Source organism: Rhodococcus sp. T2V, assembly GCF_029269925.1.
Lineage (GTDB): Bacteria > Actinomycetota > Actinomycetes > Mycobacteriales > Mycobacteriaceae > Rhodococcus_F > Rhodococcus_F koreensis.
In genome coordinates this window covers 35,531-51,025 of sequence record NZ_JARJBD010000018.1, presented here as the reverse complement: position 1 = coordinate 51,025, position 15,495 = coordinate 35,531, and the positions used below count along the sequence as shown (strand labels likewise).

Below are 15,495 nucleotides of genomic sequence, written 5' to 3'. Positions count from 1 at the left end.
CATCCGGCCGCGACCTACCCAGTGCGGGCAGAGAGTAGGTAGTGCGGGCAGGTGACCGCCTGTCGAGGCACGGGTATCGCCCGGCGATCGGTGTCGAGGTAGAGGCGATATACGAGCTGCCCGCGTCGATGGACGCCGGTGTCCGGGTCGACGGCGCCGAGAAAGTATCCGTGCGCGTGCTTTCCGAACACGGGTACCGCGTCGCCGCCTATACCGGCCGGACAGATGCCGCCGAGCGGGAGCAGCTGGAAGCGGATCTGCTGGACAATCGGGTCAAGGCGCTCGTCGCCACCTCCGCGCTCGGGATGGGCTTCGACAAACCCGATCTCGGATTCGTCGTCCATATGGGTGCGCCCGCGTCCCCGATCTCCTACTACCAGCACATCGGGCGCGCCGGCCGCGCTATGCCGCGAGCGGACGCCATCCTGTTGCCCGGTAGCGAAGACCGGGACATCTGGGACTACTTCGGGTCTCTCGCCTTTCCCCGCGAGGAGGTCGTCAGGCAAGTGCTCGACGCCCTCAGCGAGGATCGGGCGCAGAGGCTCAAGACGCTGTTGACCAAAGTCGATCTGCGACGCAATCGGCTGATGATGGTCCTCGGTGTCCTCGAAGTCGACGGTGTCGTCGCGCGGGTCCGCGACGGCTGGATTTTTACCGGTCTCCCCTGGAGCTACGACGCGCAGCGGTACGAGGGTCTCGAAGCCGCGCGAGAGGCCGAGCAGCAGGCCATGATCGACTACCAGCACACTCACGGCTGCCGCATGGAATTCCTGCGACGACAACTCGACGACCCTGACCTCGAGGACGGTCCGAACCGGTGCGGACGCTGCGACAACTGCGCCGAGGCGTGACTACCGAGTGCCGCCAGCCACAGCTGCGACCACAGGAATCGTCGACCGCCGGCCCCGGGGTCCAGCGCACCATCGACCGCAGACGGCTATGGTCTGGTCGAGGATCGGATATCTCCCTGTTGGGGCGAGCACCTCTGCTGCTGTTGGATGCGGCGAGGAGTGCCCCGCCCGGGGGTGGGGTGCATCAGCGGTGAAAACAAATGGAGGGTCGTGTGATCGAGGTCTATTTCAAGGACATGATCGAGTGTGTGGCTGATGCGCTCGACCGTATCAACGAGACGCCGGTCGGTGCGGATCCGGCGCCGACCGCCTGGCTGTCCTACGACGTCGACGGGGCGAAGGTCTCTCCGGCGGAGGGCGCCAGGATCGCTGGCCAACAAATCTGGGATTCGGTCAACGGGCACAACCCGACTTCCCGCCGACCGGTGCAAGCGCAGCTCGATGAGCTGGAGGATCTCCGGGAGCAACTGAACGCCGCGATCGACCATGCAGTGAAGGAACTTTCGGGTTGACGAAGTCAGCTGGGCAGGGTCACGGGCTTAATGGCGCAATCGGGTCGCCTCGGCCATCGGCTAAAGGAGGGATCGGCTACGCCGATGTTGGTGACTGACTTTGCCTCGAAGTGACCGGCTCGGGCACCTCCACCGGTTCGGTACACATCTGCACCCAGCGCATCGCGGCCCGGGCGTACGCGATTTCCCAGATTATCCGGCGGGGCGTGACCCCCCACTGGCCTCGGTGCAAGAGGCTGAGCACTGCGATCAGGGCGTGGAGGAAGAGCGTGGGCATGCGTGTCTCCTGCAGGTGACGTCGATGAGGGTGATGCGGTCGGGCCCAGGTAAGCGTCTGGGTGCCGCCAGTCGGTGGCGTGCTTGATCGAGCCACGACAAGGGGTCGGGTCTCGATTGGCTTCGATGGCGTGCGGTTGTGCCGGTCGCGTCCGGTGCGAGCTCGAAACTCGAACTCCACCGTGCTGATCCCGATGCCGGCGAGCTATCGCACATGGGAGCGATGCTTCATCGACGTGCGACTGTGCGGTCAGTGCCACGACCGTCGTTCGGTGGCAGAGAGCCCGCCCCAGATCCCGTGTGGCTCTGCTTTTTCGAATGCGTAGGTTCGGCATGCGTCGGCGACTGGGCAGCGCGCGCACAGCTGTTTGGCTTCGCGTTCGCGCTTTGACCGCTGGTGCGGAGATTCTCCGTCTTGTGGGAAGAACAATTCGGTTCCCATCCTGCGGCATCGGGAGTGTCGCTGCCATTCGAGTTCGTGGCCGAACAGGTCGTCGTTCATGCTGGCTGGGGGCGTACCTTCTGATGCGGCGACGATGTTCGCGGCCGCCGTGCTGAACTGCGACGGCCGCGGACACCCTTCATCGTTGTCGTGTTCTGCGGCTATTCGGACAGAAAGTCCGCGATCAGGCTGTTGAACCCGGCCGAGTGCTCGATCTGGACCCAGTGACCGCAGCGTCCGAAGACGTGCAGCTGTGAGCGGTCGATGAGTTCGAGCAGCCGCAGCGAGTTGGACAACGGTATGACCTGATCGTCGCGGCCGTGCACGATGAGAGTGTCGTTCGTCAGGCCGGCGATCAGTGTCTCGTCGACGGCCATCTCGTCGACACCTTGCTGGCGCGGTGCCGGGAACATCGCACTGAATGCCTCTTGAACACCGGGGCGGGTCGCGGCCGCGAGTCGAAGCTCGGCGAGCTCGTCGTTGACCAGCGAGCGGTCGTAGGCGAAGACATCCAACAGTTTGCGCATGGCCGGTAGGGAGGGCTCGAAACCCCAGACTGCGTCGAGACCGTCGGTGATCTCGAAGGGCACCCCGACGCTACCCATCAGCACGAGCCGGTCGACCCGCTCAGGGTGTTTGGTCGCGATGTTCAGGGCGAGTGATCCGCCGAAGCTGTTGCCCACGATGGAGACCCTGTCGAGGCCGAGGGCATCGAGCAGGCCCACGAGATGATGGGTCCAGGTGGTCGAATTGTATTCGACGCCGCCGGGGCGTTCGGTGTACCCGAACCCGAGGATGTCCGGTGCGATGACGCGGAACTTCTCGGCGAGGTGGGGGATGGTTGTGCGCCAGTTCGCCCACGCGGTGACCCCGGGGCCCGATCCGTGGATCAGGACGACGGGGGCACCTTCTCCCACATCGTGGTAGTTGGTAGCGACACCGTTGACGTCGATGGTCTTCGCGATTTCGGGCGATTGGTCGGTTGTGGTGGTCATTGGTTTACTCCGTGACGGTGCAATCGTGGTGGACTTCCGGTCGCGGGCGTTCGGCGTGGGGTGGCCGGTGCCTTAGGTGACGACGGTGAGGAAGTTCTGGTCCAGTTCCCGATGGGTGAAGTTGATGCCGCGGGCGGCCTGATCCATGGTCCAGGTGATGGTGCGGAAGTCCTTGCCGGTGCGGTATCCGCCGGAGAAGACTTCGTTGCGGTTGCCGGCGGGATCGAAGAAGTAGATCGTCTCGCCGCGGGTGATTCCGTGGCGGGCGGGACCGAAGTCGATCGGCACGTCCTCCATGGAGAAGACGTCTCCGGCATGGAGCAACGCCGACCAGTCCGCGATGTGATAGGCGAAGTGGTGCAGTTTGCCGTTCTCGCCTTGGACGAAGGCGATGTCGTGTGGCTGCTCGCCACAGAACATCCACGAGCCGACGAGTTCGTCGTTGTCCTCGCCACCGACGAGGCGTTCGGCGGCCTGGAAGTCGAGCGCCTCGGTGAAGAAGCGTTCCAGCAGTGTGGGGTCTTCGGTGGTGATGAGGGTGTGGTCGAGGCGCGGCACTCCGATGCCGCGGGTTCCGCCGCGCGGCCAGGGGTCCGGGTTCCACACCCCTGTTGCGGTGCCGACGTACTCGATGTCGCTGTAGAGCTCGAGGGTGTGTTCGGACGGCAGAGTCACGCGCAGGCCGTCGCCGACGGATTGATTGTCGCCCTTGCTCATCCGTTCGCAGGTGGCGCCGAACGCACGAACCCGGGTTTCGATCTCGGCGAGGGAGTCTTCGTCGGCGACCTTGTAGCCGAGTTTGATCAGTCCGACGCCGCCTTCGTTGAGGACGACGGAGTGGTGGTCTGCTTCGTCCCAGGACTTGAGGTAGACGGTGCCGTCCTCTTCGTGGACGGCGTCCATGCCGAGGGTGTTGATGTAGTGGTTCTTGGCCTCGGCGAGGTCGGTGACGTTGATGTGGACATAGCCCAGTCGCAGCACGGACATGGTGGGTACCTTCCTGTGGTGTGATGTGTATTCGCGGCCACGGTTCACGTGGAGCGTTGTCGGGACCGGCCGAACCCTGCGAGGACATCGACGAGACGGTCCCGTTCTCCGAGTTCGATGGTCACGTCTGATTGAGGAAAGGCCCGGCAGGGGAGGCACTTTTGCTGACCGGGCTCGCGGTCGGGGCCGTCCACGACCGATTCGCTCACTGGCGTGCGATAGACGACGTGACCGTCGACGAGTGTGGCTCGGCAGGCTCCGCACCCGCCTCGCCTGCATTTGTACCGGGACCGGTAGCCCTGCCGGCGCAGCGCATCGACGATCGATTCGTTCGTGCCGACACTGATGCGGATCCCGTCGGGAAGCACGGTGACCTGATACTCGCGCGGTGATGGAAGTGAATCGTGGGCGAGCGACGGGTCGGTCATTGTTCCTCCGCGCTTTTGCTGCGTGCACCGGGGGTGCAGTGCCCCGTGACCAGTACCTTCGCCTGTGGGACAGGTCGTCGGGCGGTCATGGAAGCGATGTCCATCGCTAGGACTGATGTGGGTTGGGGGGCGGACTTTCTCGGACGAGACCCAGCCCGGTCACCCGTTGAGAAAGTCCGCCGCCCGGCGACGCTCCGCTGTCGCCGGGCGTGTCTGTCGTTACTCGGCTGGTGTTACTTGCGACCGAAGTACGAGACGTCGTCGTTGCCGATGAGGTCCGGGACGGTCCAGCCGTCGAGGTCATATTCGCTCATGAACTGCTCTGCCAGACCCCGCATGCCCGACACCACTCCGGTGGCCTGCGCACCGAACAGCAACTCGGCCTTGACGTTTTCGTGGTTGCCGGAGTAGTTGCGCTCGTACAGTTCGTGGCGCCCACCGAACTCGGATCCGATCGAATCCCACAGCGCCTTCATCACCTTCACGCGGTCGACCGCGGTGATGCCGTCCGAGCCGCGCACGTACTTGTCGAGGTACGGGCGGATCTCTGTCGACTTGAAGTCCGACGCCGAGGACGGGAGATAGATCAGGCCGGACGCGACGTCCTGCTCGATGATCTCCTTGATCCGCGGGTAGCCCTGCATCATGAACATCCGGTAGGTCAGGCCGTACTCGAGCTTGGGGATGACGGTGTCGCCGATCCACTGCTCCGGGTCGCGCGCCATCGATTCGGTCAGCGACCAGAACAGGTTCCGCCAGCCGATGACCTCGCCGACGCGGGTCTGCACGCCGCGGAATCCGCCGGCGCCGGTGCAGTCGAGGGCCTTCATCAGCAGGCCGGCGATGAAGTCGAGTTTGACCGCGAGGCGGGTGCAGCCCTGGAGCATCGCGCGGGGGAGGAACCCGGACTGCGGGAAGAAGGTGTTGATCTTGTCGACGGCCCCGTACATGAAGACGTTCTCCCAGGGCACCAAGACCTTGTCGAAGACGAGGATGGCGTCGTTCTCGTCGAACCGGCTCGACAGCGGGTAGTCGAACGGTGTCCCGGTGATCGCCGCGTTCTGCGCGTAGGACGCACGGGAGATCAGCTTCACCCCGGGTGCCCCCATCGGGACCGTGCAGATCAGGGCGAATTCCTTCTTCTTGATCGGCAGCCCGTAGTGGGCGATGAAGTTGTAGTTGGTGATCGCCGAGCCGGTGGCGACGACCTTCGCGCCGGAGACGATCAGGCCCGAGTCGGTTTCCTTCTCCACCTTCATGAACACATCCCCGACCTCGTCGGGCGGGAGTTGGCGGTCGACGGGCGGGTTGATGATCGCGTGGTTCCAGTACAGGACCTTCTCCTGCGATTCGCGGTACCAGCGTTCGGCGTTGGCCTCGAACGGGGAGTACAGCTCCTTGTTGGCGTGCAGGGTGCCGAGGAACGAGGCCTTGTAGTCGGGGCTGCGGCCCATCCAGCCGTAGGTCATCCGCGCCCAGGTGGCGATCGCGTCGCGGTCGGCGAGCACGTCTTCGGTGGTTTTGGCGGTCCGGAAGAACGGCATCGTCACGCCGCCGTTGCCGGTGTCGGTTCTGGTGGTGAGGGTGTCGACGTGCTCGCCGGTGTGCAGACTGTCGTAGAGGCGGGCGATCATGCGAACGGAGTTGCGGAACGCGGGGTGGTTGGTGTGGTCCTTGACCCGCTCGCCGTGTAGCCAGATCTCACGGTCGTCGCTGATGGATTCGATGAATTCGTCACCGGTCATCGGTTTGGTGGCGTAGATCTGGGGCTGGTTGGCGGCGGCGTCGGCGGCCGGATTGACCTGCGTCGGTTCGGTTCCGGCCGTGTCGGTGGCGGGGTCGGTGACGGTCATCGGTAGTCCCTTCAAGGTGCGGTTGGTGATGGTGGTTCAGGGAATGGACAGGGGCGCCCTGGCGTGTAGTGGCGTGAAGGAGGTCGTCGCGTCGAACCATCCGCTGTGCGGATCGTCCATGCTGCCGCTCCATGCGGCGGCGGACGGTTCTGCGCCGATGTGATGGAACTTGCTGCGGTAGAACAACAGCGGTGCACTCTCGGTGACGTCGACGGTGACGTCGACGATCTCGCCGATGAAGATGAGGTGATCGCCGCCGTCGTATTCGGCCCACGGCGTGCACGACAGCGTCGCCGCCGATCCGCACAACAGGGGCGCGGTGGGGCCATCGGCCCATACCGGGCCGGGAACCTGCGGGCGACCGGCGAAGTGCATGGCCGTATCGGTCTGCTCGGCGCCGAGGATGTTCACGGCGAAGGGGGCGTCGCTCAGGTATTGGCATGCCTTCGACTTGCGGGTGAGTGTCACCTGGCACAGTGCGGGCTCGAGGGAGACGGCGGTGAACGCCGTCACCGTGGCGCCGTGGGGTGTCCCGTCGGTGTTCCGGCACGTGATGACTGTGACCCCACTTGCGAACTGTCCGAAAATGTCCCGTAGTTTGCGCGCGTCCATCGGTGGCCACCTTCGCTCTCGTTCGACCTGTTCGACCTGCCTGGTGAGTACGGGTCTCACGCTATGGCGGGTGTCACACGCCGTCGATCCACTCAGCGAAAGAGTGATCCGCTCGGCGCAACGAACATCGGGCAGGGACTGGGCGACACCGGCGGCATGATCCGCCCTGGTAGTCCCCACCGGTGGCCCCGGCGGCCGGTGGTTTAGTCGGGGGCGTGCGGTGGGGGTGACGTCGTCTCGCTCGAGGCTAGGACCGCACGCAGGAATGGTGCCGGAACCGCGGGCCAGCCGGCCTCCCAGTCCCGGCTCTCGTGCTGGTCCGCCAGTGTGGCGACGAGCTGGGTCAGATCCGGCCCCTCGTCGCACAGCGGCCGGATCAGCCCGAGGCGGGAACACTGTGCGACGAGGGGGACCAGGGCGGCCAGGGCATCGTGTTCTCCCCGCACGCGGCGGGTGGTGACGACGTGCAGCAGGCTCGCGCGGAGTGTGGCCCGTGGGCGGTGCAACGCGGTGGCCCTGGCCACGAGCTGCTCGGCCCGCCTGTGCGCGAGCGCGGCGTCGCCGGGATCTCCGCTTGCCAGGAGCCGGCGAATGGCGGAGTCTTCGTTGAGCTCCGCGGTCACCTCGGTGACACCGTTGACGGGATGCGATGGCGGCGCCGCGTCGTCGGGGAGGGCACTGGCCATCGTCATCGCGGGCGGATACTGGCCTGGGGTGATCCGCCACCGGGTGCGTTCGTTCTCGATCCGTGCCGCCAGCCTCGGCAGCGACAGCGCCGTGGCGATCTGGGTCCCCTCGTCCAAGCGGTGCGCTGCCGCCGCGAGATCGCCGCGCAGGGCCTTGATCCGGGATCCGGTGCCGAACGTGACCAGCATGAAATCGACCACCCCGCCCTCGGATCCGAGTTCGGAGCATTCGTCGAGAAGGCGTTCGGCGTCGTCGAGAAGGCCTTGCTCGTAGAGCGATTCGCCGAGCATCGTCCCGGCGAGCCGGGTTGTGTAGGAACGGTGCCCGCCCGACCGTCGGGCGAGATCGTAGGCCTTGCGGTAATAGTCTTCGGCCTCCTGCACATTCAGCAGTTCGCTCTCGGCGAGTCCGGACAAGCAGTATCCGTAGATCACGCTGAAGGGGCCGGACGTGCGCGCATGGAAGGGGGCGGCCCACTCTTGCCAGCGTTTGGCGGCCTCGAAGTCGAAGCGGTGAATGGCCTCGTAGGAGGCGACGTTGGCCGAGCCTGCCAACGCGAAGGGGCGGAGAGTCTTCTCTCGTGCCAGGCAGTCCGAGATCAACTCGGTCAGATTATCGATGCGGTCCCGGAACAGGTCCGCAGCTGCCTGGACAAGCGATGCTTCGGCGCGCAGGGCCGCGGTGGCATTTCCCGACTCGGGTAGAGCCGCCAGCCCGACACGAACGGAGTCGAGGGCGCTGGCGACGATGGTAGGTCGACGGTGGAGCAGGATGTGCGCCCAGGCCGCGGCGATCTGCAGATGTGGGCGGCGCTCGATCTGATCGGGGGGCAGTTTCCCGATCAGCCCGAGAACCGTCGCCATCTGGGAACGTTCGATCAGGGCGAATCCGCGAGAGTCGACGAGTTCGGCCGCGTGGTCCGGCTCCGCGGCCGCAAGTGACTGGTCGACGGCCTCACTGAGGAGTTCGTGCGCGGCGAACCAGCGTGCGGCGGTGCGATGAAGGTCAGCGATTCTGCTCGGCTGGTCGCGCTGGAGACGGCGGCGGAGGAAGTCCGCGAAGAGGTGGTGGTACCGGAACCACTCGCGGTCGTCGTCGAGGGCGCGCAGGAACAGATCGCGTTCCTCGATCTGCTCGAGCAGGCCCTGACCGTCGGCGACGCCGGCCAGGGTTTCGGCGAGGTCAGCGCACAGGCGTTCGGTGACCGACGTGGCCAGCATGAAGTCGAGGATCTCGGGCTCGAGCGCGCTCAGGACGTTCTCGGCGAGATACCCCGCGATCCCGCGGTGGCGGCCGGAGAGATGGGCGATGAACTCCGCCGGATCGTCACGCCCGCGCAACGACAGGGTGGCCAGTTGCAAAGCCGCGACCCAGCCCTCGGTGGAGTCCCGCAGAGCGCTGATCGCGTCCCGATCGAGGGCCAGCCCGCCGACGTCGACCAGGAATTGCCGCGATTCCTCCTCGTCGAAGCGGAGCGCGGTGGAGTCGATCTCGACCAGCTCGTCTCGCACCCGCATCCGGCCCAGTGGCAGGCCCGACTGGCTGCGGCTGGTGACCATCACCTGGAGGTGATGGCACCCGTTGTCGAGCAGAAAGCTCATCGCGGCGAGCGTGGCGGGATCGGTGACCAGGTGCCAGTCGTCGATGACGACGGTCAGGGGGTCTCTGCTGGTGTGGATCTCGTTGATCAGCGCGGTCAAGACGAACCGGTCGGATTCGTCGCCGTGATCGTCGAGAATCTGACCGAGTTCGGCCGCGAGGTCGGGTCGGACGACACGAATCGACTCGATGAGGTGGGACAGGAACCACACGACATTGTTGTCGTCGGCGTCGATGCTCAGCCAGGCCACCGCGACACCGTCGTCGGCCAGGGTGCGCCGCCACTGCGCCGCCAGGGTGCTCTTGCCGAAACCCGCGGGGGCGTGAATCAAGATCAGCCGGCGGCGGGCGGCATCGTGAAGACGCTCGGCGAGCCGGCCGCGCTCGACGAGGGCCCGGGCCGGAGTCGGTGGCCGATACTTAGTGGAGGCGCTGGGCGGCTGCCGCGGCGGCTCGTCCACGTCAGCGCGCTGACCGAGTTCGGTGGGGGCGTAGTCGACGGTTCCGGTGTCGTGTCGTGGCGAAGGATCCGGTGCCGCCGGGTGCGAGTCCTGCGGCAGCGCCATCTCGTCCGCGGTCAAGCCGTGACTGGCTTCGATCGTGCGGAGCTGATCTCCGAACTCGGCGGCGGTTGCCGGTCGCCGGCCGGGATCGCGGGCCATCGCGGATTCGACCGCGGCCCGGACATCGGCGGGGATACCGGCCGCGGGCAACCGCGGAGCCGACTCCGCGGCGATCCGCAAGAATTGGGCGACGATCTGCTCACCGGAGCGGCGTTCGAAGGCAGCGTGCCCGGTGAGCAGACAGAACAACGTGGCTCCGAGCCCGTAGACGTCGGAGGCCAGGGTCGGGGGATCGCCGGACAGCACCTCCGGTGCCGTGAAGGCCGGCGACCCGGTGATGGTGCCGGTGTCGGTTTCGAATCCGCCTGCGATCCGCGCGATCCCGAAGTCCGACAGCTGCGGTTCGCCGTAACTGGTCAGCAGAACGTTGCCCGGTTTGATATCACGATGAAGGATCCCCGCACGATGCGCAGTTTCGAGGGCGCCGGCGAGCTTCACCCCGATTCGGACAGCGGCGTTCCACTCGAGCGGGCCACGGCTCCGCAGCACCGCATCCAGGGAGCCGCGCGCGTGGTACTGCATGACGAGGAACTGCCGACCACTCGCGGTAGCCCCGATGCGCAACACATTGACGATGTTCGGATGGCCCGAGAGCTGCCCCATGGCACGTTGCTCGCGGAGGAACCGGGCGTAACCGTCCTCATCGAAGGTCGAGTTCAGCACCTTGACGGCCACGGTCCGGTCCAAGGACGGCTCTCGGCACCGGAAGACCACCCCGAAACCTCCGTGCCCGATCTCGCTGACCTCCGCGAAACCCTCGGCTTCGAGTTCCGCCTGGAGCGCAGGAACAAGTCCGCGACCAGGCCCGGGACCGTCCTCGTTCGTCATGGATACCACGCCCTCCTCGGGCGAGGAACCTCGTGCATCCGGTCCATCCTGCGCCGCCACGATCCTTGCCCAGCCCGCTCATCACCCGCCGCTGTGCGGCGACGGACACCCGAGCCGGTCGTGTCTCGACTCTCCCTCCGATGAGCCTACGCGCCGGAAATACCAGGTGGACCGAAGTTCGAACCGGGAAACATCGTGCCGTCGCCTTCACGGAAGCGCCGTGATCAGGGTGTCCACCTCCACCCGCGGGCCGGTGAAGAACGGCACCTCCTCGCGGACGTGCAGCCGGGCCTCGGTGGCGCGCAGGTCGCGCATGAGGTCGACGATCCGGTACAGCTCCGGTGCCTCGAACGCGAGAATCCACTCGTAGTCGCCGAGCGCGAACGCCGGCACGGTGTTGGCGCGCACATCCTTGTAGGTGCGGGCCGCCATGCCGTGGTCGGCGAGCATCTTCCGGCGCTCGTCGACGGGCAGCAGGTACCACTGGTAGGAGCGGACGAACGGGTACACGCAGATGTAGTTGCCCGGATCCTCGCCTGCCAGGAACGCCGGGATGTGGCTCTTGTTGAAGACGGCCGGACGGTGGCACGCGACGTTGCTCCACACGGGCTTGCTCGCGCGGCCCAGGGCGGTGGTGCGGCGGAAGTCGGCGTACGTGGCCTGGAGGGCCTCGATGCTCGCCGAGTGCGTCCAGATCATGAAGTCGGCGTCGGCGCGCAAGCCGGCCACGTCGTAGAGCCCGCGCACCACGACACCCTTCTCGGCCTGAGCTTCGAAGAAGATCCGCGCCTGTGTGATCACAGCTTCCCGGTCGCCTGCGAGTACGCCGGGTTCCACCTGGAAGACCGAGAACATGAGGTAGCGGATCTGGAAGTTGAGCGCGTCGAAGTCAGGGCGCGGCAGAAGACTCATGGCCCTCCGGTCTGGGGGATGGGGCGCCGCCACGGTCGATTGCGACCGAGCGGTGCGAGGAGATCGGTATCAGCATCCGTCCCTCCGAGGGAACGGGAGATCGATCAGCTCGCCACCGACAGCATGGCGATCATGCGTAGTGCCGTCACCGGATGGGTCAGCAGGCCCTTCACGACCAGCTTGTGAGTCACAATGTCGCGAAGAACGCCGAGTCCACGCCGGGTGAAGAAGCCGACAGGCAGCAATCCGCCTGCCTTCATCTCCAGTTGGGAGACATCGAGGATCTGCCCGACGGTGGCCGAGACGACGACGGCGGGATTGTTCACGATGTCATTGCAGACGGTGGCGTGGTCGTCTCGAAAGATGATGGTCGCGGCGGCGTTGGTGTCCGTGCTGAACACCGCGACCGGCCGACCGAATGTGCGGGCCAGGGCGACGCGTTCGGGATGATTCTGAAGGTTCTGTGCCAACAGGGTCGACAGGATGCTCGCGACGCCGTTCGCGTCGTCGCCGTCGTAGAGGGACAGGGTGTACGTGGTGGGGTGAACCGTGGTCATCGTGGGCCTTCCAAGGCGCTGCTAACGATAGGGTGCCCGCGCAGGCCGATGGAGCGCCGTCGACCCGCGCGGGCTGGAGGGGTGGTGTCAGACTGCCCACTCGGTCGGTACCCGACCCCAGGACAGCAGGAAGTTGTTGAGAGCTCCGGCGTTTTCGATCGCGGCGGTCATCGGGCCCTTGACGAACTTGAGTTCTCCTGCCATGAGCAGTTTTCCAGCTTCCTCGTCACCGTCGGCGGCGCGCTGCCACGCTTCGAGCCCCCCGTTGAGGACGATCCACAGATCGTCTTCGTCGAACTTGCGGGGTGTCCAGGAGATGACCTCACCCTGGTTCCATTCGAGGTGAACGGTCAGGTCTTCGCGGCCGGTGACGGCGAGTTCCATCCTGTTGGTGAACGACGACGGGTCCTTGAACCCGCGGTAGACCGCCTCGTTTGCGTTGACAGCATCGCGGGCGGCGTCACACCATTCCGGTGAGAAGAACTTCAACTTGTCAGTCATGAAAACGTGATCTCCTTCGAATTGTCCTGTGCTGTGCAATCTTGGTCTGTTTTCGTTGTCGGTGGTGCCGTGTCCACCCGACCATGGACACGGCACCTCTCCGGACCCACCGAACGGCCACCTGCACCCGGTCCGAGAGACCTCAGGGCTTCGCTTGCCCCGGCGAACACGATGAGGTGTCGCGGCAAACCGGTCGGCGATAGTGCGGTGACGCCGCCATGATTCGGTGGGAGTCTTGTTGGGTGGTGGCTTCGGTTCGGCTGATCAGACGCCTTGCAGGGTCCGTTCGCGGGGCGTGGTGCGGCTTTCGGCCTGCCGCGTCGCGGGAATTCCGAGGCCGCCGAGCACGATCAGAGCAACCCCGGGAACGATGAGCCACCAGGTGAGCGTTGTCGTCGGTTGTGTCGCGGTGGGGATACTGGCCGCCGCCTGAAAGTTGTCGACGTTCTGTTCCATGCCCGCCACCAGGGCCTGGAACCGCGGGAGGATCTCGTTGAGCTGGCCCATGCCGGCGGCAACTGCGGGGAAGTTCTGGCCCATGAAACTCTGGAACTGGGCGGGGTCCATCTTCAGTGCGTCGGCGAGCGCGGGGGCGGTCTCGGCCTGAAGTTGGTCGGACATCTTCTGGATGACGTCCATGTCCGAGCGCACCGCGGCGACACCGTCGTCGGTGAAGATCGGGCCGAACGCCGCAGTGAGGTCGTCGACGGCCTGGGTTTTCGCCGGTACCGACAGGATCAGTGGTGCGATGACGAAGACCACTCCGGTGGCGACGGTGACCAGCAGGGCGACTCGGGAGAGTCCGCTCCGCGCGGGGTTGCGTCCGAGGACCAGTGCGCCGCCGGCCAGAATGAACAGGACGGCTCCGGGGACCAGGAAGAGATAGGGCACGGTGGTGCTCGGCAGGAAATTGGTCGGGATCTGATCGGCGCTGCGGAAGTTCGGGGCTTGGGTCTCGAGCCCGGTCACCAGGCCCTGGAACTTCGGGAGGATGGTGTCGAGTTGTCCGATCCCGCTTGCCACATCAGGAAAATTCTCGCTCATGAAGCCCTGGAACTGCTCTGGTGGCATTCCGAGCGCGTTCGGGAGGGCGGGCAGGGTTTCCGCCTGCAGTTGGTCGGCCATCGCCTGCACGGTGTTCATATCCGTTCGCGTCTGGATCAGTGCGTCCGGTTCGAAGCTGCCACGAAGATCACCGGTCAGGGTGTCCACGCTCTGCGCCTTGCTGAGCATTCCCGTCACGAGTGGGAAGAGGAACAGTACTGCGCCTATCACTGCCACACTGGAGAGTGCGAAGGTCCTTCTTGCCGGCATTCCCGGCCTCCTTGGGGTTGGGGAAATCGCTGTATGCCGGGAGATCCGGCGTCGATAGTGGTGACGGCTGCGGCGACCGCGGAGTGCGGGCACTGTCACCGGTTGTGAGGGCCCGTCGAGCCGAGTCTCGCGCGCTGACCGGTGCATGGGTCGAGAATGCGAAGGCATCAGGGCAACCCACCGACGGGAATCCGGGCTCTGTGGCCCGGGGCGATTCAGCTGAGTGTCGCGGCGAAGTGCACGATCTGCACGCCACCGGTCGCGAAGTTGGGTACGTCGGCCACCGCCGCCGCTCCCTCGGGGGAGGACAGCGCGGCCGCCATGGCGTCGGCAGAGTCGAAGTCCGCCTCGAAGACGGCGACGAAGGGTGACTCACCCTCCGCCGCAGCAACGTTGATGCTGTGGCGGGTCGCCCGCACGCCGGGCAGTTTCCGGGCGATCGGCAGATGGGTGTGCTGGTAGTATTCCCGGAACTTTTCCGGATCGGTGGGCTGGCCATAGAGAACCATCAGGGTGTGCATCGGTGGGTCCTTCCGGGGGATACGTTGGTGCGGGTCATGGTTCGACGGCGTCGAGGACGAAGCTGTAGGTGGCGCGGACCGTGCCCTCGGGGCCGGTGGTGACGTCGAGGACGAGTTCGGGGTCGATCCTGTCGCTGACCGCATCGGAGGCCGCGCCAGTGTCGAAGTAGAGTTGTGTGGTCACGGGGAAGTACCCGAGCTTGGTGACGGTGGCATGGATGGTCGCCGGTCGCCAGGGGTTCCATTTCGCCTTCGTGAACAGGGTGCCGAGGGCTCCGTCCGCCGGTATGCGGTAGGGCTTGGGCAGGATGGTTGCGATTTCGAAGCGCCCGTGGTCGTCGGTTGTCACGACACCGCGGAGGTTGTCTGCCGGGATCCCGGGCGTGAAACCCGAGTAGTGGCCGCTGTCATCGGTCTGCCACATGTCGAGGTTCGCGTAGGCGATGGGGGAGCCGTCTGCGGCGGTCACGCATCCGGTGAGTATCAACGACGTCCCCGGTTCTTCCGCGCGCATCGGCAGCATGCACGGCGAACTCAGCTGCGGTTGTCCCGGAATGTAGTAGGGCCCTTCGGTGCTGCTCGGGGTCGCGCTGTGGTCTGCGTTCGCGCGTGCTGTGATGGTGCGCTCGACAAACAGGTCCAGGAGCAGTGGCCACTCTCCGTCGTCGCCCACCGAGATCAGCCAGGACTTGAGGGCGTGGAGTTCGGCATCGGTGACGTCGTGCCGACGAAGAACGCCGGCAATGGCGTCGGCGGCGGCTCGGGCGAGTTCGGAGATGCGCGCCGGTGATGGATTCGCACGGATGGCGCGGAGGGCGCGCTCTCGAACGAGCTGTGTTGCCGTGTAGCTCGGGGTGTCCAAGGTGGTTGCGGTGCTCGTGTGAGCAGTCATTCCGGTTCTCACTGACAGGCGATGGGTGATGGCGGCGGGTGGTGCCGTGGGGGGTGGGTGCGACCCACACGGCACCACCTGCCGTCGTGTCACTGTCTGGTTGGG

Annotated in this window: 14 protein-coding genes and 2 pseudogenes; 2 read left to right on the top strand and 14 right to left on the bottom strand. The window is 65.8% G+C overall.

The genetic code is table 11. The features are described from left to right. Nucleotides 1–14 precede the first annotated feature (14 nt). Nucleotides 15–176, bottom strand: a pseudogene (locus P3H15_RS17215) (N-formylglutamate amidohydrolase); the annotation flags it as partial. Here P3H15_RS17215 and P3H15_RS17210 point away from each other — a divergent pair. Together P3H15_RS17210 and P3H15_RS17205 are read left to right on the top strand one after the other, a co-directional pair. Continuing rightward, nucleotides 177–839 (top strand): annotated as a pseudogene (locus P3H15_RS17210) (helicase-related protein); the annotation flags it as partial. 224 nt (nucleotides 840–1,063) lie between these two features. Continuing rightward, the gene (locus tag P3H15_RS17205; protein WP_276138360.1) at nucleotides 1,064–1,363 is read left to right on the top strand and encodes a hypothetical protein; all 300 of its coding nucleotides are present in this window, start codon (nucleotides 1,064–1,066) and stop codon (nucleotides 1,361–1,363) included. Between the two features lie 526 nt (nucleotides 1,364–1,889). On the opposite strand, the gene P3H15_RS17200 is transcribed toward P3H15_RS17205, so the two are convergent. The 13 genes from P3H15_RS17200 to P3H15_RS17140 form a co-directional block, all read right to left on the bottom strand. Next, nucleotides 1,890–2,141 carry a WhiB family transcriptional regulator gene (locus P3H15_RS17200; protein ID WP_276138359.1) on the bottom strand — a complete coding sequence of 84 codons (252 nt, stop codon included), beginning with the start codon at nucleotides 2,139–2,141 and terminating at the stop codon, nucleotides 1,890–1,892. A 101-nt stretch (nucleotides 2,142–2,242) separates the two neighbouring features. After that, complete coding sequence (locus P3H15_RS17195; protein ID WP_276138358.1) at nucleotides 2,243–3,076, bottom strand: alpha/beta fold hydrolase; 834 nt, start codon at nucleotides 3,074–3,076, stop codon at nucleotides 2,243–2,245. 72 nt (nucleotides 3,077–3,148) lie between these two features. Then, entirely contained in the window at nucleotides 3,149–4,063 is a 915-nt protein-coding gene (locus P3H15_RS17190) for a catechol 2,3-dioxygenase (RefSeq protein WP_276138357.1), read from the bottom strand. A 44-nt stretch (nucleotides 4,064–4,107) separates the two neighbouring features. Next, the gene (locus tag P3H15_RS17185) at nucleotides 4,108–4,491 is read right to left on the bottom strand and encodes a 2Fe-2S iron-sulfur cluster-binding protein (RefSeq protein ID WP_276138356.1); all 384 of its coding nucleotides are present in this window, start codon (nucleotides 4,489–4,491) and stop codon (nucleotides 4,108–4,110) included. Nucleotides 4,492–4,724: 233 nt separating this feature from the next. Then, a complete protein-coding gene (locus P3H15_RS17180) occupies nucleotides 4,725–6,344 on the bottom strand; it encodes a 4-hydroxyphenylacetate 3-hydroxylase family protein (protein ID WP_276138355.1) in 1,620 nt (539 codons plus the stop codon). 36 nt (nucleotides 6,345–6,380) lie between these two features. Further along, the gene (locus P3H15_RS17175; RefSeq protein ID WP_276138354.1) at nucleotides 6,381–6,956 is read right to left on the bottom strand and encodes a flavin reductase family protein; all 576 of its coding nucleotides are present in this window, start codon (nucleotides 6,954–6,956) and stop codon (nucleotides 6,381–6,383) included. Nucleotides 6,957–7,159: 203 nt separating this feature from the next. Continuing rightward, nucleotides 7,160–10,693 (bottom strand): serine/threonine-protein kinase, encoded by a 3,534-nt coding sequence (locus P3H15_RS17170; RefSeq protein ID WP_276138353.1) that lies wholly within the window; start codon nucleotides 10,691–10,693, stop codon nucleotides 7,160–7,162. Nucleotides 10,694–10,900: 207 nt separating this feature from the next. Further along, the gene (gene hemQ, locus P3H15_RS17165; protein ID WP_276138431.1) at nucleotides 10,901–11,596 is read right to left on the bottom strand and encodes a hydrogen peroxide-dependent heme synthase; all 696 of its coding nucleotides are present in this window, start codon (nucleotides 11,594–11,596) and stop codon (nucleotides 10,901–10,903) included. Nucleotides 11,597–11,709: 113 nt separating this feature from the next. Then, nucleotides 11,710–12,162, bottom strand: a complete 453-nt coding sequence (locus P3H15_RS17160; protein WP_276138352.1) for a hypothetical protein — start codon at nucleotides 12,160–12,162, stop codon at nucleotides 11,710–11,712. An 87-nt stretch (nucleotides 12,163–12,249) separates the two neighbouring features. Beyond that, nucleotides 12,250–12,663, bottom strand: coding sequence for an SCP2 sterol-binding domain-containing protein (locus P3H15_RS17155; RefSeq protein WP_276138351.1), 414 nt, complete (start codon nucleotides 12,661–12,663; stop codon nucleotides 12,250–12,252). Between the two features lie 264 nt (nucleotides 12,664–12,927). Next, nucleotides 12,928–13,938: a hypothetical protein gene (locus P3H15_RS17150; protein WP_276138350.1), complete on the bottom strand. Its 1,011-nt coding sequence runs from the start codon at nucleotides 13,936–13,938 to the stop codon at nucleotides 12,928–12,930. A gap of 254 nt (nucleotides 13,939–14,192) precedes the next feature. After that, nucleotides 14,193–14,498: an EthD family reductase gene (locus P3H15_RS17145; RefSeq protein ID WP_276138349.1), complete on the bottom strand. Its 306-nt coding sequence runs from the start codon at nucleotides 14,496–14,498 to the stop codon at nucleotides 14,193–14,195. A gap of 34 nt (nucleotides 14,499–14,532) precedes the next feature. Continuing rightward, nucleotides 14,533–15,390, bottom strand: a complete 858-nt coding sequence (locus tag P3H15_RS17140; protein ID WP_276138348.1) for a dioxygenase — start codon at nucleotides 15,388–15,390, stop codon at nucleotides 14,533–14,535. Nucleotides 15,391–15,495: the final 105 nt, after the last annotated feature.